Consider the following 23,409-nt stretch of genomic DNA (forward strand, 5'->3'; position numbering starts at 1 on the left):
GTGGCCCGAGGAGGGATTCCCATGCTCGAGCACGTGACCGACCGACTGCGCTTCCTGGGCGCGTTCCTGGCCCACCCGCGACAGGTGGGGGCCGTGCTGCCCACCTCGCGGGCCGCGGTGCGGGACATGCTGGACATGGCCGACGTGCCGGGCGCCGACCTGGTGGTCGAGCTGGGCGCCGGCACCGGGGCGCAGACCCAGGAGATCCTGGCCCGGCTGCGCCCCGGCGCACGCCTGATCACGATGGAGATCGACCCCCGGCTGGCGAAGCTGCTCGACGAGCGGTTCGACGACCCGCGGGTGCAGGTGGTGTGCGACTCCGCCGAGAACCTCGAGGCCCACCTCGGCGATGCGCGCGCCGACGTCGTCGTCTCGGCGCTGCCCTACACCTCGCTGGAGCCGGGCCTGCGGAAGCGGATCCTCGACGTGGTCCCCCGGGCGATGGCGCCGGGCGGCACCACCGTGGTCATCCAGTACTCGCCGCTGCTGCTGCCCGAGCTCCGGAAGCGGTTCACCACGGTGCAGTGGCGGATCACCCCGTGGAACGTGCCGCCGGCATTCCTGTACTCCTGCCGGCAGGACTGAGCGTCAGCGCATCGACGGCGGGCGCAGCGCCTCGGGCACGACGGCGGTCTCGCCGGCCGTCGTCCTGGCGCTCGGCACACCCTTGAACTTGTAGGGCACGGTGCCCACGCCGGGCTGGATCACGTACGCCGCGCCGGGCTCGGCCGACCCCCACGCCATGATCATCGCGTCGGCGACCTCCTCGGCCGTGAGCACCGGGAAGCCGGCGGCGGTGAACTGGTCGCGGATGCGGTCGATGATCGCGGTGTCGGCGAAGCCGGGGCAGATCGCCGAGATCGTCGTCCCCTCGGCGGCCAGCCGGGGAGCCATGGAGCGCACGAAGGCGATGGCGCCGCCCTTCGCGACGCTGTACCCGGGGTCGGTGGCCATGGGCGAGAGGCCGGCCAGCGACGCGGTGACCACCATGGCCCCACCCCCGGCGCGCTTGATCGCCGGGCGGGCCGCCGCCACGCCGTAGACCACGCCGAAGAGGTCGATGTCGACGACGCGCATGAACTCGTCGAGGTCCAGGACGTCGTCGCTCTTGGCCGCGGAGATGCCGGCGTTGAGGTAGGCGGCGTCCAGGCGCCCGTGGTCGGCCTCGATCGTGGCGACGAGGGCCTCGTTGGCCGCGCGGTCGGTGACGTCGAGGACGGCGAACTCGCACCCCAGGTCGGCGGCGACCTGCCGGTTGCGCTCGCTGTCGAGGTCGGCGAGGACGACGGTGACGTCGCGCTCGCGGAGCTTCGTGCCGAGGGCGCGGCCGAAGCCACCGGTCCCTCCGGTGATCAGGGCGACGGATCCGGGGCGGGGTGTGGGAGAGCTCACCGACGCATCACACCACGTCAGGCCTTCCTGGAACCGCCGAGGGTCGAGCCGGGGCCCGGGCGCTCGGGCTGGAAGAACGTGACCGCGTTGCAGTCGGCGTCCAGAGCGGTGAACTCCGGGCCCCACGGCCCGTCGTCCAGGCTGCCCTTCGGGTGCACCACCCCGCTGGCGCGCAGCTCCTCGTAGAGCCTCGTCACGTCCGCGACGGCGATCCGGCACGACGCGCTGCCGGCCAGGTGCGGCTCCGCTCCCGCGACCTCGGGGGAGTTCGCCGGCCACAGGTGCAGCTCCACCCGGTCGCGGGTGACGACGCCGTAGTCGGCGTCGACGTAGCCAGCGGTGAAGCCCAACCGGGCCACGAAGTATTCGACCGCCCGCCGGACGTCACGGGTGGGCAGGGCGGGGACGGCGCTGAGCAGGGTCATGGCGCACCTCGTGTGCTGGGGGCAGGAGCGTTGGCCCAGCATGCACCCGTGGCGCGGCCCGCGGGTCGGCTCAGGAGTTCCGCAGGAAGCGGTCCAGCACCCGGACACCGAAGCGCAGCGACTCGACCGGGACGCGCTCGTCGATGCCGTGGAACAGCGAGGCGAAGTCGAGGTCCGGCGGGAGCCGCAGCGGCGAGAAGCCGAAGCAGCGCATGCCCAGGCGTTGGAAGCTCTTGGCGTCGGTGCCGCCGCTCATGGTGAAGGGCACCGGCCGGGCGCCGTCGTCCTCGGCCTTCAGCGCCGCCACCATCTGGTCGACCAGCGGCCCGTCGAACGTCGTCTCCACCGCCTGGTCGTGCACCAGCCACTCGCGCTGCACCCCCTCGCCGATCAGCGCGGCGAGCTGGCGCTCGAACTCCTCCTCCTGGCCGTAGAGGAACCGGCCGTCGACGGTGGCGCTCGCCGTCCCGGGGATGACGTTGGCCTTGTAGCCGGCGTCGAGCATCGTGGGGTTGGCGGTGTTGCGCAGCGCCGCGCCGATCATCCGGCTGATGCTGCCGAGGCGGGCGAGGGCCAGCTCGGGCTCGGCGGGGTCTATCTCCACGCCGTAGGCGTCCTCGACGGCGGCGAGGAACTCCCGCATCGGCGGGGTCAGCGTGAGCGGGAAGCGATGGGCGCCGACGCGCGCGACCGCCTCGCAGAGCCGGGTGACGGCGTTGTCGTCGTGCACGAAGGAGCCGTGGCCGGGCTTGCCCCCGGCAGTGAGCCGCATCCAGGCCAGCCCCTTCTCGGCGGTCTGGACGAGGTAGAGGCGCAGGTCGTCGCGGACGGTGATGCTGAAGCCGCCGACCTCGCTGATCGCCTCGGTGCACCCCTCGAACAGGTCGGGGTGCTCGTCGACGAGGAAGTGCGCGCCGAGCTTCCCGCCGGCCTCCTCGTCGGCGACGTAGGCGAGCACGATGTCGCGCGGGGGCTGCACACCGGTGCGGGCCCAGTCGCGGACCAGCGCCAGCACCATGGCGTCCATGTCCTTCATGTCGACCGCGCCGCGGCCCCAGATGTAGCCGTCGCGCTCCTCGCCGGAGAACGGGTGCACGCTCCACTCCGCCGGGTCGGCGGGGACGACGTCGAGGTGGCCGTGCACGAGCAGCGCCGGGCGGCTGCGGTCGGCGCCCGGGATGCGGGCGACCAGACTGGCTCTCCCCCGCTCCGACTCGTGGATGACCGACTCGATGCCGGCGTCGTCGAGCTTGCCGGCGACCCACTCGGCCGCGGCCCGCTCCCCCGCGCTGGTCGCGGTGCTCCCGGTGTTCGTGGTGTCGATCCGGATCAGGTCGGAGAGCAGCTCGGCGACCTCGTCCTGGGCGCCGGCGAGCGGGGCGGGGTTCTCGGCCATGCCGCGATCGTCCCCCACCGCCGGGCCGGATGCCCCGGACGGGTGATTCGGGTCTCGGTCGTCTCATTTCCTGTGACGATGCCTGGGGGGTGACGACGCGAACCCTCCGCGCCCGGGACCCGCAGGTAGCGGTCGACAGCGCAGCCTTTCTCCTGCTGGCGAGCACGCTGGTGCTGCTGGCGCTGCCGCTGTTCGGGATGTCGGGTGGAGGGACCGTGCAGCGGGTCGCGCACTGGATCGGGGTGGCCACGCTGGTCGGGGCGGCGCTGGTCTGCCGGCTGCTGCCCCCGGAGCGGCTCGACCGCTGGCACGTGGGCCTCGGACTCGGGCTGGGCAGCGTCGTGCTGATCGCGGCGCTCAACCTGGCCACGGCGGACAGCTCCGCGGGCGCGCAGGCGTGCTACGCGTTCCCGGTGCTGTGGGTGGCGGTGCACCTGCGCGGGCCGGCCGTGGCCCTGGTGACCACCGCTGCGCTCGCCGCCGACCTGATCACCCTGCTGGTGCTGATGCCGACCGCCGCCGCGATCGCCGACGTCGTCTTCTTCGGGGCCGTCCTCGCCGTCATCGCCACGCTGCTCGTGCGGGCCAACCGGACGCAGGACGAGCTGGTCGACGCCCTGCAGCGGCAGTTGACCGTGGACTCGCTGACCGGCCTGGCGACCCGGCGGGCGTTCGACCAGGCCCTGGAGACCTCGCTGAGCCGATCGGTGCCCGGTGGCACCGCGCTGGTGCTCATCGACGTCGACTCGTTCAAGTCCATCAACGACAACCACGGCCACCCGATCGGGGACGACGTCCTGGTGCACCTGGCGGCGGTCCTGCGCCATCGCATCCGCAGCGACGACGCCGTCCTCTCCCGGCTCGGCGGGGACGAGATCGCCGTCCTGCTGCCCGGCTGCGGGCGCGACGTCGCGGCCCGCCGCGCCGAGGAGCTGCTCGACGCCGTGCGGGGCGAGCCGCTGCCCCTGCCCGACGGCACCCTGCTGGCGCTGTCGATCAGCCTCGGCGTGGGGCACGTGCCGCGGCACTCGAGGGATCGCAGAGGGCTCTACTGCTCGGCCGACGCAGCGCTCTACGAGGCCAAACGGGCCGGCCGCGGGCGGGTGGCGCTGGCTCCCGCCTGACGCGCCGCAGGCCCGTCGGGGGGTGCGTGATCCCACCCGGGCGGTCAGGTAGTCTTCTCCACGCACTCGTCCGGGTGGCGGAATGGCAGACGCGCTAGCTTGAGGTGCTAGTGCCCTTTATCGGGCGTGGGGGTTCAAGTCCCCCCTCGGACACCGAGTTGAACCCCCAACGGCTCTCCGGCCGGTGGGGGTTCTCCTGCTTCTGACGCCGGCACGTCCGCTCTGTGCCTGACAGGCCACAGCGGCCGGCAGACCGGCGGGTGCCCGGGTACCGACCCACGATCCCGAGGGGATCCCCGGTGGGATCGCCGACCCCGAGCGGGTCCGCCGGTTCCACCTCTACTGCTCGGCGCTGCCGGACCACCGCGTGTGCGGGCGTCCGGCCGCCGGCGTGCCGGTGCGGCGAGCGGGCCGACGCGAGTTCCGCCGCTCGTCGGGTACGGCCTCGCCGTCGGGGCCGGCGGCCACGCGGACGGCTGGCTCACGCGCACCGGGAGAACTTCCCGGCCGGACGGGAAGGCGTCGGACGACACGGGAATGGACCGACCCCCACGCTCGCCGTGTCCGCACCGCTGAAGCCTGGCCCATTCCCGAAGCGCCCGGCGGTGCACCGCCACCCCGAGCGAAAGGGATTCACCATGTCCAGCCCGACGACGTCCGGCACGACGTCTATCACCACGACCCGATGGGCCCCGGTCATCGCTGCCGGTGCCTTCACCGTCCTGGCCGTTGCCGGCAATGCCCTGCAAGGCAGCACGCCGGCATTGCACGGCGACGCGGAGGCCGTCGTGCGGTTCTACTCCGCGGCACCCGAGCGCATCGCGGTCGCGATGATGCTCTCGCTCCTCTCGTTGTTCGCGCTGGCGTCTCTTCTCGCCGTTCTCGTCCGCACCGTGGAGGCGGCGCAGCCGCGGGATGTCGCCGCGAGTCGCATGACGTCCATAGGAGGTTCCGCGACCGTCGCCCTCCTGGCCGGCGGCTTCGCGCTCAACTCCGCCGGCGCCCTGCGGGCGGGCAACGCGGCCCCCTTGGCCCCGGAGAGCGCCGTGGTGTTCTACGACGGCGGCCTGGCTCTCTCCGGCCTGGCGGCGCCGCTCGGGATGGCTGTGCTGCTGGCCGGCACCGCCCTGTCGGTCTTCCGTACGGCGGTCCTGCCCCGGTGGTTCGGGTGGACGAGTGCGGGTCTCGCGGTGGTCGGCCTCGTGACCCCGGTGTCGTTCGTCCTGGCGCTCGTCTTCCCGCTCTGGGCTCTGGCGGCCGGGGCAGTCCTCGTCCGCAGGCCCGTCCCGGCGGATGAGGACGATCTCCGCCGGTAGGGGCCCGACGGCAGCTCCGCGGGTCGGGGTCTCGCGCACGCCGCCTCGGGACTTCACCATGGGCGCCGTGACCCGGGGCGCGGCGGCGGCGCTGTGGCTGGCGACGCTGGCTGCCGCCGCCGCCGCGGTCGCGGCCGCAGTGACGGCGCACGGCAGCCGCCTCGCCCAGGCCGACGCCCGCGTGGTGGACGCCGTCGTCGTCGTGATGTTCCTGGTGTCCGGTGCCGTTGTGCTGGTGCACCGTCCGGGCCACCGGATCGGTTTGCTGCTGTGGGCGGGAGGTGCTCTCTGGGGCCTGGCGTCACTCCCGCTGGAGGTGGCCGCGGCGGGGCTCCTCGAGGATCCCGGCCGGCCCGGGCTGGCACTCGTCGCGGTCGTCGCTCTCGCGGTCCGGGGCGCGGGCTGGATCCTCGTCGTCGTCCTGCTCCCGTTGCTCTTCCCGGACGGGCGGCTGCCCTCGTCACGGTGGCGTCCCGCGGTGGTCCTGGCAGCCGGTTCCCTGACCCTGTTCACCGCCGCGGCGATCACCGCCCCCGAACCTCTGGACTACCGGCTCACCGGCATCCGCAACCCGATCGGACTGCCGGTCGAGTGGCGCCCGGGCGTGGATCTCCTTCCGGTGACCGGCCTCGCGCTCGTCGTGGGCAGCGCACTCGTCGGCCTGTGTGCCGTCGGTCTGCGGTGGCGGCGGGGAAATCCGCTCACGCGGCAGCAGGTCGGCGCGCTCCTGCTGGCAAGCGCGGTGTCACTGCTGGTGGGGATCTGGATCGTCACCGATCTCAGCCAACGGGCGGTCGCCTTCCCCCTCGCCGTCGCTGCGGTCCCCATCGCCGTCGGCGTGGCCGTCCTGCAGCACGGCCTCTACGACGTCCGCCAGGTGGTCAGCCGCACCCTCGTCTACGGCGTGCTCACCGCGGTGGTGGTCGTCGTGTACGTGGTGATCGTGGGCGTCCTCGGCACGGTCCTCCGGTCCGGCGGTTCCGGTTGGTTGTCCCTCACCGCTGCCGCGATCGTCGCGCTCGTGTTCCAACCGGTCCGGGATCGGGTGCAACGGGCGGTGAACCGGCTGGTCTACGGCGCCTGGGACGAGCCTGCGGAGGTGGTGGGACGCCTGGGTGAACGGCTGGCGGACGCCGCCGCGCCGGAGCACACCCTCCCCGCGGTCGTGGACGCGCTGGCCGAGTCGCTACGGCTGCCCTACGTAGCGGTGCTCGGCGCCGACGGTGCGGTCCTGGCCTCCCGGGGCCGGCGCGGGGAACGGGAGGAGGACGTACCCCTGGTGCACCAGCGGATCCACGTCGGTGTCCTGCGGCTGGCCGACGTCCAGGACGACGCCGCCACCGGCCCACTTCTCACGGCGTTGGCCCACCAGCTGGCACCCGTCGTGCGGGCGCTGGAGCTCTCGCGGGAGCTCCAGTTCTCACGCGAGCGGTTGGTGCTGTCGCGCGAGGAGGAGCGCCGCCGCCTCCGCCGTGACCTCCATGACGGGTTGGGGCCGACCCTCGCGGGTTTGACCCTCCGCGTCGACACCGCTCGCAACACCGTGGGCAGTGATCCGGCCGTGGATCGCGCCCTGCTGGAGTTGCGCGACGACGTCCAGGAGGCGATCGCCGACGTGCGCCGGGTCGTGGAGGATCTCCGCCCCGCAGCGCTCGACGATCTGGGGCTGGCCGGCGCGGTGCGAGCTCTGGCCCGTCGGATGAGCGCCGGTGACCTCCGCGTGGTCGTCGAGGGTTGTCCCTGCGTCCCGTCGTTGCCCGCCGCGACGGAGGTCGCCGTCTACCGGATCACCCAGGAGGCCGTGACCAATGCGGTGCGCCACGCCGGACCGGCGGCCAGGTGCGTGCGCGTGCAGATCGCGACGAGCTCCGAAGGGTCGCTGACCGTCTCCGTCGAGGACGACGGGAGCGGCCGAGGCGGGCCCTCCTCCCCAGCGGGACGAGGGAACGGGCTCTCGACGATGAGGGAGTGGGCAGAGGAACTGGGCGGCGAGCTCGTCGTCGCGAACCGGCCCGACGGCGGAACCGTCGTCCGCGCCTCGCTCCCCGTGGCCGCCCACGGCGGAGGAAACCCGTGAACCCGCGGATCGGCATCGTCCTGGTCGACGACCACCCGATGTTCCGGCGCGGGTTGCGAGGGCTGCTCGAGTCGGTCGGGGACACCGTCGTCCTGGGCGAGGCCGGCACGGGCCAGGAGGCGATCCGGCTGGCCACCGAGCACCGGCCGGACGTCGTCCTCATGGACCTAAACCTGCCCGGCATGTCGGGGATCGAGGCGACCCGTGGTGTGCTGCGGGCGAGCCCCCGCACCGCCGTGCTGGTGATCACCATGGTCGAGGACGAGGACGCGATCATGTCGGCTGTCGATGCCGGCGCCCGGGGATACGTGATGAAGGGAGCCGGTCAGGAGGAGCTCCTGGCCGCCGTGCGGTCGGTGCACAGCGGTTCGGCTGTCTTCGGCCGGACGCTGGTCCCCCTGGTGCTCGCCAGGCTCAGCGCGGTCCCGGAGCCTGGACGTACCTCGGTCCCCGGGGCTCAGCGAGCGGGAGAGCGACGTCCTCCGTCTCATGTCCCGGGGACTCGACAACGGTGACATCGCGCGCCGGCTGGGGGTGTCGGTCAAGACGGTGCAGAACCACGTCTCCCGCCTGCTCACCAAGCTCGACGCCCGAAGTCGCGTCGAGGTGGTCCTCCGCTTCCGCGGCGACCTGTGAGGACGGTCGCGGCGTGGCCAGGACGACCACCTCGGACGAGGAAGCACGATGCGTGTGTGGACGCGAAGAGTCGACCCACCGGCACAGCCGAGGGCCGATGTCGTCGATCGTGGACTTCCGGCTCCGGTGGATGGCGACGCCACCCGTCCCGCGCGGCGTTGTCGACCAGCCCGCGACTACGGAGCAGGGGCTTCCATGACGTGAGGCCCTCGTCCGGGTCGTCCGAATCTCGCACAGGGCGGACGTCCAGGGCTCACTGCCCGTCATGGTTGGCGTTGGCAGAAAGGCGTGTGCGTATGTAGCGCGTCGCCCCTCGGACACAGCCTCACCCCGATGTTCCTGCAGGTCAGGGAGCCGGGGTGTTCCTCTGTCAGGGCCTCGGCTTTCCCCGTGATACCCGCGTGATACTTCGTGCCCGAAGTCAGCCCTGCAACAAGGCGGCGAAGCGGTCCGCGGCCTCGCGGCCCATGCCGGGGTGCACTTGCTGGTAGACGGTGAACGTGATCGTGGCGCTCGCGTGCCCCAGCCGCTCCGAGACGGCGATCACCGGCACGCCGTCGACCAGCAGCAGGGGTGGGGTGGGTGAGGCGGAGGTCGTGCAACCGGATCACCGAAGTCGCTCCTCCCCCAGCGCCTCGAGCCTGGACGACCTGACCGACGAAACGGCGGGAAGCCGCTCCGGGTGCCGGTCGCTGCCGTCGGGATTGCTCAGGACGAGCACTGGATCTTGGACGAGGTCCACGGCAAGGACCGCGAGCCGCCCGGTAGGCGCGCAGTGCGCCACGCTGCCCGAGTGCAGGGCGACGACGCGAGCGCGGCCCGTCTTTGTCGGGCCCTCGATCAGCTCCTCGCCGGCGCCCTCGGCCTTCACCGCGCCGACGCTGCGGCGGACCGCGAGCCGGTCGACGTCCAGATCGATGTCGCGCCAGCGGAGGGCCAGCGCCTCGCTGCGGCGCGTCCCAGTGCCGGTGACCTGGGCAACTGCCGGTCGACACTGTTCCCACGGCAATTCACCGCGAACGGCCCGACCGCGGTTAGGGGTGGCGTCGCTTCTGGAGGCCGTGGCCGTGGGTACCTGTCCGTGGATGTTCTGCGGTCGGCGGAATGCGGACGCACCGTCCGACCTCGTGGTCCGGTTACATGTCAGCCCCATGGAACCGCTCGCGCCGTCGTCCCGGCGCCCCCCTCGGAAGCCGTCCGCGGGCCCCGCGCGGGCGGGTGCGCTTGCGGCGGTCGCGGCACTGCTCTTCGGCATCACCATCGTGGCCCAGCGCGCGCTCGCGCTCGACGGCGTCCCGGCGCTGAGCGTCGTCGGCCTCCGCTACGGCATCGGAGCACTCCTGCTGCTGGTCTTCCTCGCCGGACGGCGCGAGCCGCTCGTCCCGGAAGCCGGTGAGCGGCTGCGCGCGATCCTCCTCGGGGCCGGCGGTTACGCCATCCAAGCCGTGTTGTTCTACCTGGCCCTCCGTCACGGATCCGCAGGAACCGTGGCGATGCTCTTCTACGTGTACCCGGCGATCGTTGTGCTCATCGAGGTGGTGTTCGGCCGGGTGCGACCCGGCCCGCTCATCCTTCTGTCCGTGCTCCTCGCGTGCTCCGGTGCGGCCGTGGTGGTGACCGCCGGTCGAGCCGTCCAGGTGACCCTCGTCGGGGCGGGCCTGGCCCTGACCTCCGCGGTGTGCATCGCCGTGTACCTGACCGTCAACGCGCGGCTGCTGCCGCGGACGCGGCCGGCTGTGTCCGCGGCTTGGGTCTCCCTCGGGACGGCCCTGTCCACGTTGGTCCTTGCCGGCGTGCAGGCATTCCTTCGCTGCACGCGGGGCAGTGGGTCTGGCTGGGCGTCGCCGGCGGCACGACCGGTGCAGCCACCGCCTGTATGTACGCGGCGCTGGCTCAGGCCAGTGCGAGCAGGGTGGCCGTTGTGCTGGCCCTGCAGACGCTTGTCGCACTGACGCTCGGCGCCTGGCTCCTGGGTGAACCGGTGGGGGCGGTCCAGCTCCTCGGGATCGTTGCCATCCTTTCGGCGGTCTCCCTCGCCGGCCGGGCCCACCAGCGCCCGGCCGCACCTTGAAGCGCCCTGCCACGACAGGGCAGCCGCCGCGGCCGACCGGCTCGGAGACGGAGCGACCGGTCCGCGCGAATCATCGAGGGCACGGTTACCGTGGTGCGGACACCTGCTCACGGAGGGAGTTCCTCGTGGCCGAAGTGCGGATAGCTGGAGCAGCGATCACCGCGTTCGGCAAAATTCCCGGCCGGACGCTCAGGACCCTTGCGGAGGAAGCCGTCCGCGACGCGCTGGCCGACGCGGCCCTGGCCCCGCAGGACGTCCAGATGATTTTCTTCGGCAACGCCGCGGAGGGGCTGATCTCCGGACAGGAGATGGTGCGCGGGCAGTCCGCGCTCCGCCACACCGGACTGCTCGGAAGACCCGTCATCAACGTCGAGAACGCGTGCGCGTCTGCGACGACCGCTTTCCGGCTGGCCTGCATGGCCGTCGAGTCGGGGGCTGCCGACGTGGCGCTCGCCGTCGGCGCGGAGAAGCTCACGCACTCGGACAAGGCTCGCCCGCTGGCCGCGATCGGCACGGCGATCGACATGTCGGAGCCGCCCACGCTCGGCGGTCGGACGACCGCCGACCAGACACCGGCCGGGCCCAAGTCCTACTTCATGGACGTCTATGCGGCCATGGCAGTGGAGTACGCCCGGGAGTCGGGTGCGACCGAGGCGGACTTCGCGGACGTCGCGGTGAAGAACGGCCGCCATGGCGCGCTGAATCCGAAGGCCCAGTACCGCAACGGGGTCACCCGCGAGGAGGTCCTGGCCAGCCGGGTCATCTCCGCTCCACTGCGCTTGCTGATGTGCTCCCCCGTGGGGGACGGCGCCGCGGCGATCGTGGTGTGTTCCGAGGCGTTCGCACGGCGGCACGGCAGCGCGGAGGTCCGGGTGCGCGCCTGCATGCTGAGGTCCGGCACGGATCGCGCGACCGGAGACCCGCCGGGTGTCACCCTGGCCGCACAGGCGGCCTACGAGAGCGCTGCGCTCGGCCCGGAGGACGTCCACGTGGCCGAGGTCCACGACGGCGCCGCGCCCGCCGAGCTCATCGTCTACGAGCAACTGGGGCTGTGCGGTCGCGGTGAGGGGCCGAAACTGCTCGCGTCCGGCGACACGGCGCTGGGCGGCCGGATCCCGGTCAACACCGGGGGCGGGCTGCTCTCACGCGGTCACCCCATCGGCGCTACCGGGTGCGCACAGCTCGTTGAGCTGGTGGACCAGCTGCGGGGCCGGTCCGGCGACCGACAGGTTCCCGGAGCCAGGGTCGCGCTGGCCGAGAACGCCGGCGGATACCTGGACAATGACTCGGCGGCGATCGGGGTCACCCTGCTGTCGCTGTGACCCCGACCAGCCGCGGAGCGTTCAACTGGGCTTGCAGATCATCCCGCCGTCGATGGTGAGGACCGCGCCGTTGCAGTACCTGGCCTCGTCCGAAGCCAGGTAGAGCAAGCCGTATGCGATCTCTTCCGAGGTCCCCATCCGGCCCATCGGGTTCCAGTTGAACCGGTTCTCCTCGCTGTTGAGGTAGTCGATGTACTCCTCGACGAGCGGGGTCTCGGTGTAGCCGGGGCAGACCACGTTCGTCCGGATCCCGTTCTTGCCGTACGCGACGGCCATCGAGCGGGTCAGGTTGATGATTGCGCCCTTGGCCGCGGTGTAGGCGTGCGCATCCGGATTGCCCACGAGCCCCAGCACGCTGGCCACGTTGACGATGGCGCCACCGCCTCGCTCCTGCATCTTGGGAATTGCGTGCCGGCTGCAGTTGACCACCGAGCCGAGGTTGATGGACATGACGTGGTCCCACTCCTCGGCTGTGGACTCGCCGATGGCGTTCATCGACCCGGGCCGCACGCTGCGGTACGAGTACCCCACCCCGGCGTTGTTGACGAGGACGTCGACGCCGCCGAAGTTCGACACCGCGGCGTCGATGACCGTGGCCGCCGCGGCGTCCGACGCGAGATCCGCCGACACCGCCAGCGCCTCCCCCCCGAGGTCCTCGACGGCCTTGACGGCCTCGTCGAGGTTGGACTGGGTCCGGGCGGCCCCGACCACCTTGGCCCCGGCCGCGGCGAACATCTCGAACGCCGCGCGGCCGATCCCGGTGCTGGCGCCCGTGATGACCGCGACCTTGCCCGCGAGCCTGCCGTTCAACCTGCTGTTGTCCACAGTTCCTCCAGTCGGTCCGCCGACGATTGCGGGCGTCTGGCCGCACAACCGTCGGGTAAGGGTCGGGTCATTGGGGCGTCCACACGGCGGGTACCGCTCGGCGCTGTTTCCCGGTAGTGTGGCGCGGGTCACGCTATTTCCCACGTGGCTCCCGCGCAATGGCTCTGCAGGGGCTTGCTGCGCACGGCGACGCCGACGTTGGGACATCGGATGTATAGGAGGAGCGGGTGGCCGACCTGCGACTGCTGGCGCTGCACGGCTTGGCGGTGAAGAGCGCTGCCACCCCCGACGCCGTCGCCGATCTGCTCGGGCAGTCGCCCGAGGACGTCCAGCAGGCCTTGGAGGCGGCTGTCGCGGAGGGGCACGCCATCGGGGCCAAGGGCAGGTTCATGGTCACGCCGGGTGGCCGGGCCTGGCTGGACGAGAGCTACCCGCAGGCGTTCGCCGCGCATCGCGACGACCCGGGGTTCACCACGGCAGCGGACAAGTTCGAGCGGATCAACCGGGACCTGCTGGCTCTGCTGACGGACTGGCAGAGCATCCCCGCGGGCGGCGAACGGGTGCCCAACACCCACACCGATCCCGACTACGACCGCGCCATCCTGGACCGGCTGGGTGACCTGCACGACCGCGCGGCCAAGGTCCTCCAGCGCTTCACAGCGGCCGAACCCCGACTGGAGGCCTACGTCGGGCGTCTGGACGCCGCCTACGACCGAGCCCTGGCAGGCGAGGCTGACTACGTCAGCGGCGTCCGCGTGGACAGCTATCACGTCGCGTGGCACGAACTCCACGAGGACCTGCTCCGCATGCTCGGGCGCACGCGGGAGGAGTGATGTCCACACTGACGAGCGATCGGGTGGTCCCGCTCGACGGGTCCGTATCCCCCGGCAAGGACCGCCTCGGGGGCAAGGCCGATGGCATCGTGCGCATGCGCCGGCTGGGCCTCCGGGTACCGTCCGCCTTCACCATCCCCGTCACCGAGTGCCGCCGGTACCACGAGTCGGGCGGACGGCTGGACGAGGAGACCTGGCAGGCCGTCCTCGACGGCCTGAGATGGCTCGAGCGGGAGACCGGACGGCGGCTGGGCGACCCGAGTGCCCCGCTGCTCGTGTCTGTCCGCAGCGGCGCGCCGGTCAGCATGCCGGGCATGATGGACACCGTCCTGAATCTCGGCATCACCGACGAGGTCGAGCAGGCGCTCGCCGGCCTGTCGGGAGATCCCGACTTCGCCCGGGACACGCACACCCGTTTCTGCGCTCAGTTCGGCAAGGTCGTGCTCGGTGCCGACGTCGAGGACCCCCGACCCGGCGCGGACGCCGACAGTCTCCGCGCGGAGGTCGCAGAGGACAGCGGACGGGAGGTCCCGCGCGAGCCGCTGGATCAGCTCCGTGAGGCAATCAACGCGGTCTTCGCGTCCTGGCGGTCCCGTCGGGCCATTACCTACCGGAAGCATTGGGGCATCAGCGATGAAGGCGGGACCGCGGTCACCGTCCAGGCCATGGTCTTCGGGAACCTCGGCGAGGCATCGGGGACCGGGGTCTTCTTCACCCGCGACCCGCTCACCGGCGCACCGGATCCCTATGGCGAGTGGTTGCCCGGCGGCCAGGGCGAGGACGTGGTCAGCGGCACCCATGCCGTCCAGACCCTCGCCGACCTGGCCGCACAACTGCCGGACGTGCACGCCGAGCTTCTCGAGGCCGGGCGCGTCCTGGAGCGGGAGAACGGCGACGTCCAGGACATCGAGTTCACCGTCGAGAGAGGACAGCTGTTCCTCCTGCAGACCCGGTCGGCCAAACGCTCTCCCTCGGCTGCGGTGCGCACCGCGGTGGACTTCGCCGAAGCGAACCTCGTGGACCGGGCCACCGCCCTGCAGCGTGTGACCCCGGAACAGGTGGCCAGCGTCCTGCAACCTCGGCTGGCCCCGGGCGCCGCCGAGGCCACCGAGGTCCTCGCGCACGGTGAGCCCGCCTGCCCCGGCGTGGCGGCCGGTGTCGCCGTCGGTGACAGCGAGGCCGCAGAGGCGGCAGCCGGCGAGGGCCGGGCGGTGATCCTCGTCCGGCCTACGACGAGCCCCGAGGACATCTCGGGAATGATCGCCGCCCGCGCCGTCGTCACCGAGCTCGGCGGCTCCACCTCGCACGCCGCCGTGGTCACCCGCGCGCTCGGACGTCCCTGCGTCGTGGGTGTCGGGACCGGCGTCACCGCCGGCTGGTCCGGCCGGACGGTGACGATCGACGCCACCAAGGGCATCGTCTACGCGGGGCGGCTGCCGACCGAGGCGGTCCGAGCCGAGGACGACCCGGCCCTGTCGCGGCTCCTGGAGTGGGCTCGGGAAGCCAGCCCCGTGCAGGTCGTCGAGGAGATGCCCGAGGGGTCTGTCGACCTCGACGCAGCCGGCGTGGGACTGGACCCCTCCGCGCCTCCGGAGCCTCAGCACGTGGTCGGGCTGCTGACCGGGGCGAGTTGTGCCCGCGGTGTGGTTATCGCGACGCCGGCGGGGGCGGGCGCGGTCCTCGAGGCAGGCGTCCCCGCCGTCGCGGCCGCACCGGGCCAGCACCCGCTGGTGCTCCTCCTCCACCTGCTGCACGCCGGGTCGCAGCGACGGGCCACCTCCGCGGGAGACGGCGCGTGAGTCTCACGCCGGCCGACCTCCAGGCCCTGATCTCGGCCTTCGACGCCTCGGAGTGGGACGAGATGACGCTCGTCCTCGACGGCGCCAACATCCAGCTGAGCAGGATCGGGCAGCCACCGGCGACCGCGGCGGGCGCCCAGCCGCGCCCCGCCCCGGACCCGCGAACAGCGAGCCCCAGCCGCAGGCCCAGCGGAGGGGCGCACCTCCCCGCAGCCACCGCGGCCGGCGCCATCGGCTCCCCCGCCGATGTTGCGCCGGTGCCCGCGGTCGAGGCCGGGGAGCGGTCCACCGAGCTGATCTTGGAACACACCAGCGGCGTCCACCGCGTCACCTCGCCCAGCGTGGGCGTGTTCTGGCGGGCGCCGGATCCCTCGGCACCGCCATTCGTGGAGGTCGGCGGGCGGGTCGATCCCGACGACCCCGTGTGCATCATCGAGGTGATGAAGTTGTTCAACCACGTCCAGGCCGGAGCCGGCGGGGTCGTCCGCTCCGTCGAGGTCGAGAACGGCGCGATGGTGGAGCACGGCCAGACGCTCTTCCTCATCGACCTGGACGGCTGAGCCCAGTGCCGCTCCGTCGCGTCCTGGTCGCCAACCGCGGCGAGATCGCCGTCCGTGTCGTCCGTGCCTGCGCCGACGAGGGCATCGAGAGCGTGGTCGCCGTGTCGGAGGCCGACCGGGACTCCCGCGCCGCACTCGTGGCCGACCGCGCCGTGTGCATCGGTCCGGCGTCGGCGACGTCGAGCTATCTGGACATCCCCCGCGTGGTGGCGGCGGCGCTCGGCACGGGCTGCGATGCCATCCACCCCGGCTACGGCTTCCTGTCCGAACGCCCCGAACTCCCGGAGGCCTGCGCCGACAACGGCCTGGTCTTCGTCGGTCCGACGGCCGACACCATCCGGCGCGGCGGGGACAAGGCCGCGGCCCGGCAGCTTGCCACCTCCCTCGGCATCCCGGTGGGTGCCGGGTCGGACACCATCGCCGACGGCGTCACGGCCCGCGACGTGGCCGACCGGGTCGGCTATCCGGTGGTCCTCAAGGCGGCCGCCGGTGGCGGTGGACGCGGCATGGTCCTGGTCGAGAGCGCCGACGCCGTCGAGGCCGCCTTCGAGGGCGCCAGCCGCGAGGCGCAGGCCGCGTTCGGCGACGGACGCATGTACCTGGAGCGCTTCATCACCCGGGCCCGGCACGTCGAGGTGCAGGTGCTCGCCGACACCCACGGCTCGGTGGTGCACCTCGGCGAGCGCGACTGCTCGGCGCAGCGCCGCTACCAGAAGCTCGTCGAGGAGGCGCCGGCGACGGCGGTCCCCCTCGACGTACGGAAGGCCCTGCGCGAGGCCGCGGTGGAGCTCGCGCGAGCGCTGGACTACGTCGGCGCGGGGACGGTCGAGTTCGTGGTCGACGCCGAGACGGGCGACTACGCCTTCCTCGAGGTGAATACCCGGGTCCAGGTGGAGCACCCGGTCACCGAGATGGTCACCGGGATCGACATCGTGCGCGCCCAGCTGCAGATCGCCGGCGGTCTGCCCCTCCCCTTCTCCCAGGACGACGTCCGGCTCGACGGCCACGCGGTGGAAGTGCGGATCAACGCCGAGGACCCCTATCGCGGTTTCGCCCCGGGCCCCGGCACGGTCAGCCGCTGGGTGGAGCCGGTCGGCGGCGGACTGCGCATCGACACCCACTGCTTCGGCGGCTACCGCATCCCTCCGCACTACGACTCGCTCCTGGCCAAGGTCATCGCACACGGAGCGGACCGCGAGGAGGCGTTGCGCCGCCTCGACCGGGGGCTGCGGAAGCTGGTCGTGGACGGCGTGCCCACCACCGTCCCCATGCTGCTGGCGGTCATCGAGGCACCCGAGTTCCGGGCGGGCACCCACCACACCCGATGGGTCGAGCAGGAGCTGATGCCGTCCCTCTCCGCGCCGCAGGCGACCCCCAAGCCGGCCGCCGCTCCTGCATGAGCGGTTCGGCCAACCTGGCGCTCCTCCTGGACGCACCGGCGCGCGCGAGGTCCGACGACCCGGCCGTCCTGGTCGGCAACCGGCCGGTCCGCAGCTGGCAGACGCTGGCCGAGGTAGTCGCCTGTCGCGCCGGGGCGCTGTCGGCGTCCTACGGCATCCGGCCGGGCGACCGGGTCGCCCTGGTGGCGGGCAACTGCCCGGAGTACGTGGAGCTGCTGTTCGCCATCTGGCACGCCGGCGGCGTCGCGGTTCCGATCAGCAACCGCCTGCACGCCCGCGAGGTGGCCATCCTCCTCGACGACTGCGCGGCCGGCCTCTGCGTCGCGAGCGAGGACTCGGCCGAGGACCTGGCGCCGCTCCTCCCGCCCGCCACCCGGCTGCTGATCCTCGGAACGGCCGAGGAGCGCGCCACGACCGGAGCTGCTCCGGTGGAACCGGCCCGCCGCGGCGGGCTGGACGACGCCTGGATCTTCTACACGTCGGGAACGACCGGCCGCTCGAAGGGCGCACGGCTAAGCCACGGCAACCTGCTGGCCATGAGCGCCGCGTACTACGCCGACGTGGCGGAGGTCGGGCCGGTGGACAGCTTCCTGCACGTCGCCGCGCTCAGTCATGCGTCCGGGCTGTTCGCGCTGCCCTTCCTGGCTCGTGGAGCAGCGCAGGTGCTCCCCTCGTCCGGGGGTTTCGACGCCGCCGAGCTACTGGAACTGGTGGGCAGGCACCGGCGCTCGACCTTCTTCGTCCCGCCGGTGCTCCTGCGCCGGCTCGTCGCGGCCGTGGAGCAGGCGCCGGCGGCTCCCGTCGAGCGCCTGGGCACCGTCCTGGTCGGCGCGGCGCCCGTGCCGGCCGGCGATCTGCGCCGCGGCATCGCGGTGCTGGGCCCACGGATCTGGAACGGCTACGGCCAGGGCGAGAGCCCCTGCACCATCACGGCCATGTCGGCCGCGGCCACGGCCGCGGCCCTCGACGACCCGCAGCGGCTGGCCTCCGTCGGCACGCCGCGCTGGGCGACCCGCGTCCGCGTCGTGGACCAAGACGACCGGCAGGTCCCGGTCGGCGAGGTGGGTGAGGTGGTCGTCGACGGCCCGACGGTCATGGCCGGCTACCTCGGCCGTCCCGAGGCGACCGCGGAGGCCCTCCGCGGCGGATGGCTGCACACCGGCGACCTGGGCCGCATGGACGCCGGCGGGTACCTGACGCTGGTCGACCGGGCCAAGGACGTGGTGATCTCCGGTGGGTACAACGTCTATCCCCGTGAGGTCGAGGACGTGCTCCTGACCGATCCCGCGGTGGCCGACGCCGCGGTCGTGGGCGTTCCGGACCCCGACTGGGGCGAGCGCCTGGTGGCCTTCATCGTCCCAAGCGAAGGGGGCCGACCGGACCCGCGGGACCTCGACGCCCGCTGCCTGTCGGCGATCGCCCGGCACAAGCGGCCCAAGGAGTACGTCATCGTCGACGCCCTCCCCCGCAACCCCACCGGCAAGGTGCTCAAGACGGTGCTGCGCCGGCAGGTGCCCGGCGCAGCGGAGACGGGAGCCTGATGACGACGCACGTCGAGATCCTGGACACCACCCTGCGAGACGGACAGCAGAGCCTGTGGGGCATGCGGATGCAGGCGGGGATGGCGTTGCCGATCGCCCACCTGCTCGACCAGACGGGGTTCCGGGTGATCGACTACGCCGGGAGCTCGATGTTCGAGGTGCTCGTCAAGTACTGCCGGGAGAACCCCTGGGAGGGCCTGGACCTCGTCCGCGAGCGGATCCGGCGCACCCCGATGCGCGGGGGCATGCGCGGGAACGCGGCGGTGTCCTTCGGCGTCACGCCGGACGCGCTGATGGACCTGTGGATGCGCCGGCTCAACGAGCACGGCGTCCGCTCGTTCTGGATCTACGACGTCCTCTACGGGGTGCACAACTTCGCCCGGCTGGGGCGGGTGGCGAAGGAGTACGGCTCCGAGATCGCCGGAACGGTCTTCTACACCCTCTCCCCGGTGCACACCGATGAGTACTTCCGGGACAGGACGGCGGAGATGGCTGCCGTTCCTGAGATCGACACAATCCTGTTCTACGACACGGCGGGCAACCTCGACCCCGACCGGCTGCGCACCCTCGTCCCCGCGATCGTGTCGGCGGCCGACGGCAAGCTGGTCGAGTTCCACTCCAACAACCTCATGGGGCTCTCGGGGCTGGCCTACGCGGAGGCCGTGCGGCACGGCATCACCATCCTGCACACGGCGAGCCGACCGATGGCCAACGGCCCGTCGGTGCCGTCGACGGAGAGCGTCGTGCGCAACCTGGAGATGATGGGGTGCACCCACTCGGTCGACACCGCCCTGCTCCCGCCGGTGGCCGACCACATGCGCGCCGTCGGCAGAGCGGCCGGCTACCTCGTCGACCAGGTCAGCGAGTACGACCTCTTCAACACGACGCACCAGGTGCCCGGTGGCATGGTGGGCACGCTGAAGGCCCAGCTGGTGCAGCACAGGATGGACCACCGCCTCGACGAGGTGCTGGAGGAGACGGCCGCGGTGCGCCGCGAGCTGGGCTATCCGGTGATGGCCACGCCCTTGAGCCAGCTCGTCGGCACCCAGGCGGTGCTGAACATCGTCACCGGCCGGCGCTACGGGCACGTGCCCGACGAGGTGATCGCCTACGCCGCCGGGCACTACGGCACACCGCCGGCGCCGATCGACGCCGACGTCCTGGACCGGATCATGGCCGCGCCCCGCGCGGCCCTAGTGACCGACAGCCCGCCGGAGCAGCCGACCCTCGAAGAGCTGCAGAAGCGGCACGGAACCACCGACGGGGACGACCTGGTCCTGCGCGCGCTCCTGCCGGAGCCCGCGCTCGCGGCGATGCGCGCCGCCGGTCCCGTGCAGCGGGACTTCCCGCTGGCCTCGCCGGAGGTCGAGGAGGTGCGCGCCCTGCTCCGGGCGACGGCCACCCCCTACGTGCGCGTGGTGACCGAGTCCATGGATCTGGAGCTGCGTCGCTCGTGACGACCACGGGAGGGCGGCCCTGGGCCGGTGCGGTGCTGTTCGACTGGGACGGCACGCTGGTGGACAGCAGGCAGGCCCTGCTGGCCGCCTGGCACGACGTCACCTCGCGGGTCCTCGGCCGGGCCTGGCCGGTCGAGGAGGACGACATCGGGGTGGTCCTCAGCCGCCGCGGAACGGAGGTCTTCCCCTCGCTCAGCGACGACCCCGCGGTCGTCCAGGCGCTCGCCGACGCCTTCACGCCGGCCTACGAACGGCACGCGGCCGAGGGCGTGCGCCCCTTTCCCGGCGCGGTGGACCTCCTCGAGGAACTGAACGGCCGCGCCGTCGCCGTGGGGGTGGTCACGAGCAAGGCGAGGGCGCGCTACACGGCCGACGCCGTACGCGGCCGGATGAACCACCTGATCGCGGCGGCGACCTGCGCCGAGGACGTGATCCGCGGCAAGCCCGACCCTCAGGCGGCGCTGTCGGTGCTCGAGCAACTGGGCGTTCCCGCGGACCGCGCGGTGATGGTCGGGGACACGGTCGTGGACATCAGGACCGGCCGGGCCGCGGGGATCCGCTCGATCGGGGTGACCTGGGGATCGACGCCGGCAGGCCCGCTCGTCGAGGCGGGCGCCGACGCCGTCGTCGAGACCTTCGACGAACTCCGCGCCGCGCTGAGCACCGGTCCGCTCGCCCCCTGAGCCGTTCCCCGCTCGCGCTGCCCACCCGGCCGGCCTCCTTGCGCAGAGCCAGGACGTCCTCGCGCAACAGCCCCGCCCCCTTGTCCTTGATCACGAGCGAGCGGGCCTGCGTGCGACGGTAGAGCTCGTGCGCGCGAGGGTCATCCGGGTGGTTCTTCACCCAGGCGTCGTCCAGGTAGCGGAAGCCGTCCTCCAGTGCCGGAACTCGCAGCGCCCGAACTGCCTGGTTGCACTGCTCCTGCGTGAGCTTTCCCTGCGTGGTGGTGTAGAGGGCGGTCTTGGCCGGCAGGGACGTGCTTCCTCCCCGGATTGGCCCGACCCCGGCGGTCCACTCGTCATCGGTGAGCACCGAGTACGGAATGGTCGACCACATGTCGCCCCGAGCGCCGGAGAACTTGGCCATGTGGGACTCGCTGCCTTGCTGCGAGCGCAGGGAGATGTAGCCGACCAGCTCGGCGATCAGGTGATTGCCGTACTCGTCGTTGAACATGGGCTTGAACCGCTGCACCCGGTCCTCGACCGTGTACCAGTCCTCCTGCTCGTAGACGCCGGCGATGTGAGCCAGGTCCTTCGGGACGTTGTAGTACACCAGCAGACCCGAATCGATCATCTGGTCACGGGACCATCCGGCGACCTCTTTCCACAGGCGCTGAGTGGCGTCGTGGATCGAATCCCGCAAGTGGTCTAGGTAGTCGGCGAGCTCGGTCGCTGAGCCCATGTGGACCGGGATGTACCCGTCGGACAGGTAATCGGAGGTGTAGAGCCCGACGGCGTACATGTTGTCGTGGTTGTAGCTCGGCTGGGCCTCGAAGCTGGCCCAGTCGTCCACGATGTTGAAGTGGGTGTCCTTCATGAACACCGTGAGCGTGATGTTGTTCAGCTCGATGTTCTCGGCCACGCCGTCGAGCCACGGGAGGTCGCTCTCGGCCAGGTCGACGAACTCACGGACGAGCATCTCGCCGCCGGCGACCTTGTACGGGCCGGAGTTGTGGATGCCCAGCCGGTTCTCGGAGTTCTTCAGGAAGGCGTACTGCGAGAGCGCGGCCAAGCACTGTGCGACCGCGGTGTGCAGCTTGTCCCCGGGTTTGGTTCCCAGCGCATCGGCCTCGAAGACCTGCACCTGACGTTCAGGCAGCAACTGGGCCGACAGCCCGGCGTCGGTCGGCAGGATGTGGGCGTGGTTGCGGTGGTAGCTCAGGTTCAGCCGCTGGGTGAAGTCGAGTACGTACATGACGTCGTCGATGGCGTCCGTCGGCTTGAGCATGCCCATGTCCATCAGCATCTGGCGGCCACCGAGGTAGAACTGCTCGATGATCCCGTTGGTGATGATGTTCGAGGACGTGGTCCGCTCGCGGGCGTGGTCACCGATCTCCTCGGCCGGCATCGCCTCCTCGATCTTGCGGAACAGGTCGGGATACCGGTACCAGGCATTGAGGTAGGACAGGGCAATGTAGGGGTTGACGGGGAAGAGTTTCGACTCCTGCACCGTGCGGGCCGTGCACTGGAAGTAGAAGGCGTCGCTCGCCTTCCGGATCCAGGCGTTCGCCGCGAGCAGGTCGGCGTAGCTGTGCTGGACGGGCATCGTGCACGGTCCTCTCAGTCGACCTTGATGATGCGTGGACGGGCGGAGTCGTCCCGCTCTGCATAGGCGTCGGCGGCGGGCTTGGAGTACTCCACGAGGACCGTGTCGCCCTCTCGCAGGCCATCGAGGTCGGCAGCCATGAGACACGGGATGTTGTACTCACGGGTGAGAATCCCGAGGTGTGAGCGGATGGTGCCGCCCATGCACACCACCCCGGCGAAGCCCTCGAGGATCGGTGCGGTGAGCGTGCCGCCCGAGTCGTCGATCACCGCGATGGTGTTCTCCGGGACGCCCTCGAGGAGCATCTCCATGACGACGTCGACGGTGCTGATCAGCCGTGCCGTACCGGTGACGTCGCCCTTGGCCTGGAAGACGTTGTCCCCGGTGCCGACGACCAGGCGCCCCTGCTCGTCGCGGGGCTGCGAGCCCGTGTCGGCGATGGCCGCTTCAGGCTTGTACTTGTCGGGCTCCTCGACCGCCGAGACCTGTGCGGAGGCCTCGAACCGGTAACCGGTCGCCAGCATGTCGGCCTCGATGCGAACGAAGTCCTCCTGAGTGAGTTCCAGGCTGGGGTCGATCACGGCCTCCTCCCAGGTCTTGCCGGAGGCGGCCAGCCGTTCGGCCACCAACGTGCGTATCGCGGAGTGGAAGAACTCCACCGTCGGATTCATCGCCTCCCCGCCCCACTTGTCGGGAATGGCACCGGCTTCTGTCATGGCCCCTCCTCGGGCGAGGTCACGGAGACAGCGACCCCTAGACATCGGATGGTTCGGTCGCAGCAGGTCAGTGAGCGGTGACTGCAACGAGTCGCCGGATGCAACTCCCGTACCCATCGCCCGAGGCTGTCCGGGCTGGTACGGCCGCCGTCCATGCCGGAGAATGTAGCGTAAGTCTCAATTCTGGCCCAGAGCAGCGAGCGACGCACCCGAGCGCTCGACCGCCTTGACGGCCGTTCTCGCTCGGGGGAGTC

Annotated in this window: 22 protein-coding genes, 1 tRNA gene and 1 pseudogene; 17 read left to right on the plus strand and 7 right to left on the minus strand. The window is 71.8% G+C overall.

What is annotated here, in order from left to right; translation table 11 throughout:
• Positions 1 to 21 precede the first annotated feature (21 nt).
• A complete protein-coding gene (locus ABDB74_RS10010; RefSeq protein WP_346623692.1) occupies positions 22 to 585 on the plus strand; it encodes a methyltransferase domain-containing protein in 564 nt (187 codons plus the stop codon).
• Between the two features lie 3 nt (positions 586 to 588).
• Here ABDB74_RS10010 and ABDB74_RS10015 read toward each other — a convergent pair whose 3' ends face one another.
• The 3 genes from ABDB74_RS10015 to ABDB74_RS10025 form a co-directional block, all read right to left on the minus strand.
• Positions 589 to 1,392: an SDR family NAD(P)-dependent oxidoreductase gene (locus tag ABDB74_RS10015; protein WP_346623694.1), complete on the minus strand. Its 804-nt coding sequence runs from the start codon at positions 1,390 to 1,392 to the stop codon at positions 589 to 591.
• Positions 1,393 to 1,409: 17 nt separating this feature from the next.
• On the minus strand, positions 1,410 to 1,817 hold the full coding sequence (locus tag ABDB74_RS10020; protein WP_346623695.1) for a VOC family protein: 408 nt from the start codon (positions 1,815 to 1,817) through the stop codon (positions 1,410 to 1,412).
• Between the two features lie 70 nt (positions 1,818 to 1,887).
• Positions 1,888 to 3,213, minus strand: coding sequence for a M20/M25/M40 family metallo-hydrolase (locus ABDB74_RS10025; RefSeq protein WP_346623697.1), 1,326 nt, complete (start codon positions 3,211 to 3,213; stop codon positions 1,888 to 1,890).
• Between the two features lie 89 nt (positions 3,214 to 3,302).
• Between ABDB74_RS10025 and ABDB74_RS10030 the strand changes: the two genes are divergently transcribed.
• From ABDB74_RS10030 to ABDB74_RS10055, 6 genes are all read left to right on the plus strand, one after another.
• The gene (locus tag ABDB74_RS10030; protein ID WP_346623699.1) at positions 3,303 to 4,337 is read left to right on the plus strand and encodes a GGDEF domain-containing protein; all 1,035 of its coding nucleotides are present in this window, start codon (positions 3,303 to 3,305) and stop codon (positions 4,335 to 4,337) included.
• A gap of 68 nt (positions 4,338 to 4,405) precedes the next feature.
• Positions 4,406 to 4,490, plus strand: a tRNA-Leu gene (locus ABDB74_RS10035).
• Between the two features lie 485 nt (positions 4,491 to 4,975).
• Positions 4,976 to 5,653, plus strand: a complete 678-nt coding sequence (locus ABDB74_RS10040; RefSeq protein WP_346623701.1) for a hypothetical protein — start codon at positions 4,976 to 4,978, stop codon at positions 5,651 to 5,653.
• A gap of 67 nt (positions 5,654 to 5,720) precedes the next feature.
• Complete coding sequence (locus ABDB74_RS10045; protein ID WP_346623702.1) at positions 5,721 to 7,730, plus strand: sensor histidine kinase; 2,010 nt, start codon at positions 5,721 to 5,723, stop codon at positions 7,728 to 7,730.
• On the plus strand, positions 7,727 to 8,245 hold the full coding sequence (locus tag ABDB74_RS10050; protein ID WP_346623704.1) for a response regulator transcription factor: 519 nt from the start codon (positions 7,727 to 7,729) through the stop codon (positions 8,243 to 8,245). Before ABDB74_RS10045 ends, ABDB74_RS10050 begins: the two co-directional genes overlap by 4 nt.
• Positions 8,220 to 8,366: a LuxR C-terminal-related transcriptional regulator gene (locus ABDB74_RS10055; protein ID WP_346623705.1), complete on the plus strand. Its 147-nt coding sequence runs from the start codon at positions 8,220 to 8,222 to the stop codon at positions 8,364 to 8,366. Before ABDB74_RS10050 ends, ABDB74_RS10055 begins: the two co-directional genes overlap by 26 nt.
• Before the next feature lie 421 nt (positions 8,367 to 8,787).
• Here ABDB74_RS10055 and ABDB74_RS10060 read toward each other — a convergent pair whose 3' ends face one another.
• Positions 8,788 to 8,919: a hypothetical protein gene (locus ABDB74_RS10060; protein ID WP_346623707.1), complete on the minus strand. Its 132-nt coding sequence runs from the start codon at positions 8,917 to 8,919 to the stop codon at positions 8,788 to 8,790.
• Between the two features lie 54 nt (positions 8,920 to 8,973).
• Positions 8,974 to 9,375: a hypothetical protein gene (locus ABDB74_RS10065; protein ID WP_346623708.1), complete on the minus strand. Its 402-nt coding sequence runs from the start codon at positions 9,373 to 9,375 to the stop codon at positions 8,974 to 8,976.
• A gap of 142 nt (positions 9,376 to 9,517) precedes the next feature.
• Between ABDB74_RS10065 and ABDB74_RS20680 the strand changes: the two are divergent.
• From ABDB74_RS20680 to ABDB74_RS10075, 3 genes and pseudogenes are all read left to right on the plus strand, one after another.
• Positions 9,518 to 9,733, plus strand: a pseudogene (locus ABDB74_RS20680) (hypothetical protein); the annotation flags it as partial.
• A gap of 311 nt (positions 9,734 to 10,044) precedes the next feature.
• Complete coding sequence (locus ABDB74_RS20685; protein WP_407062172.1) at positions 10,045 to 10,437, plus strand: EamA family transporter; 393 nt, start codon at positions 10,045 to 10,047, stop codon at positions 10,435 to 10,437.
• Positions 10,438 to 10,562: 125 nt separating this feature from the next.
• A complete protein-coding gene (locus ABDB74_RS10075) occupies positions 10,563 to 11,759 on the plus strand; it encodes a thiolase family protein (RefSeq protein ID WP_346623711.1) in 1,197 nt (398 codons plus the stop codon).
• Positions 11,760 to 11,780: 21 nt separating this feature from the next.
• On the opposite strand, the gene ABDB74_RS10080 is transcribed toward ABDB74_RS10075, so the two are convergent.
• Positions 11,781 to 12,584, minus strand: a complete 804-nt coding sequence (locus ABDB74_RS10080) for an SDR family oxidoreductase (RefSeq protein WP_346623712.1) — start codon at positions 12,582 to 12,584, stop codon at positions 11,781 to 11,783.
• 227 nt (positions 12,585 to 12,811) lie between these two features.
• Between ABDB74_RS10080 and ABDB74_RS10085 the strand changes: the two genes are divergently transcribed.
• From ABDB74_RS10085 to ABDB74_RS10115, 7 genes are read left to right on the plus strand one after another with little or no spacing between them, the layout of a single operon-like run.
• Positions 12,812 to 13,417, plus strand: coding sequence for a hypothetical protein (locus ABDB74_RS10085; RefSeq protein WP_346623714.1), 606 nt, complete (start codon positions 12,812 to 12,814; stop codon positions 13,415 to 13,417).
• A complete protein-coding gene (locus tag ABDB74_RS10090) occupies positions 13,417 to 15,216 on the plus strand; it encodes a pyruvate, phosphate dikinase (RefSeq protein ID WP_346623715.1) in 1,800 nt (599 codons plus the stop codon). The genes ABDB74_RS10085 and ABDB74_RS10090 overlap by 1 nt, the downstream gene beginning before the upstream one ends.
• Positions 15,213 to 15,776: a biotin/lipoyl-containing protein gene (locus ABDB74_RS10095; RefSeq protein WP_346623717.1), complete on the plus strand. Its 564-nt coding sequence runs from the start codon at positions 15,213 to 15,215 to the stop codon at positions 15,774 to 15,776. Before ABDB74_RS10090 ends, ABDB74_RS10095 begins: the two co-directional genes overlap by 4 nt.
• A gap of 5 nt (positions 15,777 to 15,781) precedes the next feature.
• Positions 15,782 to 17,176 (plus strand): acetyl-CoA carboxylase biotin carboxylase subunit, encoded by a 1,395-nt coding sequence (locus tag ABDB74_RS10100; protein ID WP_346623718.1) that lies wholly within the window; start codon positions 15,782 to 15,784, stop codon positions 17,174 to 17,176.
• Positions 17,173 to 18,717, plus strand: a complete 1,545-nt coding sequence (locus tag ABDB74_RS10105) for an AMP-binding protein (RefSeq protein ID WP_346623719.1) — start codon at positions 17,173 to 17,175, stop codon at positions 18,715 to 18,717. Before ABDB74_RS10100 ends, ABDB74_RS10105 begins: the two co-directional genes overlap by 4 nt.
• Positions 18,717 to 20,174 carry a hypothetical protein gene (locus tag ABDB74_RS10110; RefSeq protein ID WP_346623720.1) on the plus strand — a complete coding sequence of 486 codons (1,458 nt, stop codon included), beginning with the start codon at positions 18,717 to 18,719 and terminating at the stop codon, positions 20,172 to 20,174. The genes ABDB74_RS10105 and ABDB74_RS10110 overlap by 1 nt, the downstream gene beginning before the upstream one ends.
• Positions 20,171 to 20,857 carry an HAD family hydrolase gene (locus ABDB74_RS10115; RefSeq protein WP_346623722.1) on the plus strand — a complete coding sequence of 229 codons (687 nt, stop codon included), beginning with the start codon at positions 20,171 to 20,173 and terminating at the stop codon, positions 20,855 to 20,857. Before ABDB74_RS10110 ends, ABDB74_RS10115 begins: the two co-directional genes overlap by 4 nt.
• A gap of 1,596 nt (positions 20,858 to 22,453) precedes the next feature.
• Here ABDB74_RS10115 and ABDB74_RS10120 read toward each other — a convergent pair.
• Positions 22,454 to 23,155, minus strand: coding sequence for a PEP-utilizing enzyme (locus ABDB74_RS10120; RefSeq protein WP_346623723.1), 702 nt, complete (start codon positions 23,153 to 23,155; stop codon positions 22,454 to 22,456).
• Positions 23,156 to 23,409: the final 254 nt, after the last annotated feature.

This window comes from Blastococcus sp. HT6-4 (assembly GCF_039679125.1).
In the GTDB taxonomy this organism is placed as follows: Bacteria; Actinomycetota; Actinomycetes; order Mycobacteriales; family Geodermatophilaceae; genus Blastococcus; species Blastococcus montanus.

Bases quoted from the DNA above. Each gene is read 5' to 3' on its own strand.
- ABDB74_RS10010 (WP_346623692.1), top strand. From the start codon at position 22: ATGCTCGAGCACGTGACCGACCGACTGCGCTTCCTGGGCGCGTTCCTG.
- ABDB74_RS10020 (WP_346623695.1), bottom strand. From the start codon at position 1,817: ATGACCCTGCTCAGCGCCGTCCCCGCCCTGCCCACCCGTGACGTCCGG.
- ABDB74_RS10025 (WP_346623697.1), bottom strand. From the start codon at position 3,213: ATGGCCGAGAACCCCGCCCCGCTCGCCGGCGCCCAGGACGAGGTCGCC.
- ABDB74_RS10040 (WP_346623701.1), top strand. From the start codon at position 4,976: ATGTCCAGCCCGACGACGTCCGGCACGACGTCTATCACCACGACCCGA.
- ABDB74_RS10055 (WP_346623705.1), top strand. From the start codon at position 8,220: ATGTCCCGGGGACTCGACAACGGTGACATCGCGCGCCGGCTGGGGGTG.
- ABDB74_RS10090 (WP_346623715.1), top strand. From the start codon at position 13,417: ATGTCCACACTGACGAGCGATCGGGTGGTCCCGCTCGACGGGTCCGTA.
- ABDB74_RS10105 (WP_346623719.1), top strand. From the start codon at position 17,173: ATGAGCGGTTCGGCCAACCTGGCGCTCCTCCTGGACGCACCGGCGCGC.
- ABDB74_RS10110 (WP_346623720.1), top strand. From the start codon at position 18,717: ATGACGACGCACGTCGAGATCCTGGACACCACCCTGCGAGACGGACAG.
- ABDB74_RS10120 (WP_346623723.1), bottom strand. From the start codon at position 23,155: ATGACAGAAGCCGGTGCCATTCCCGACAAGTGGGGCGGGGAGGCGATG.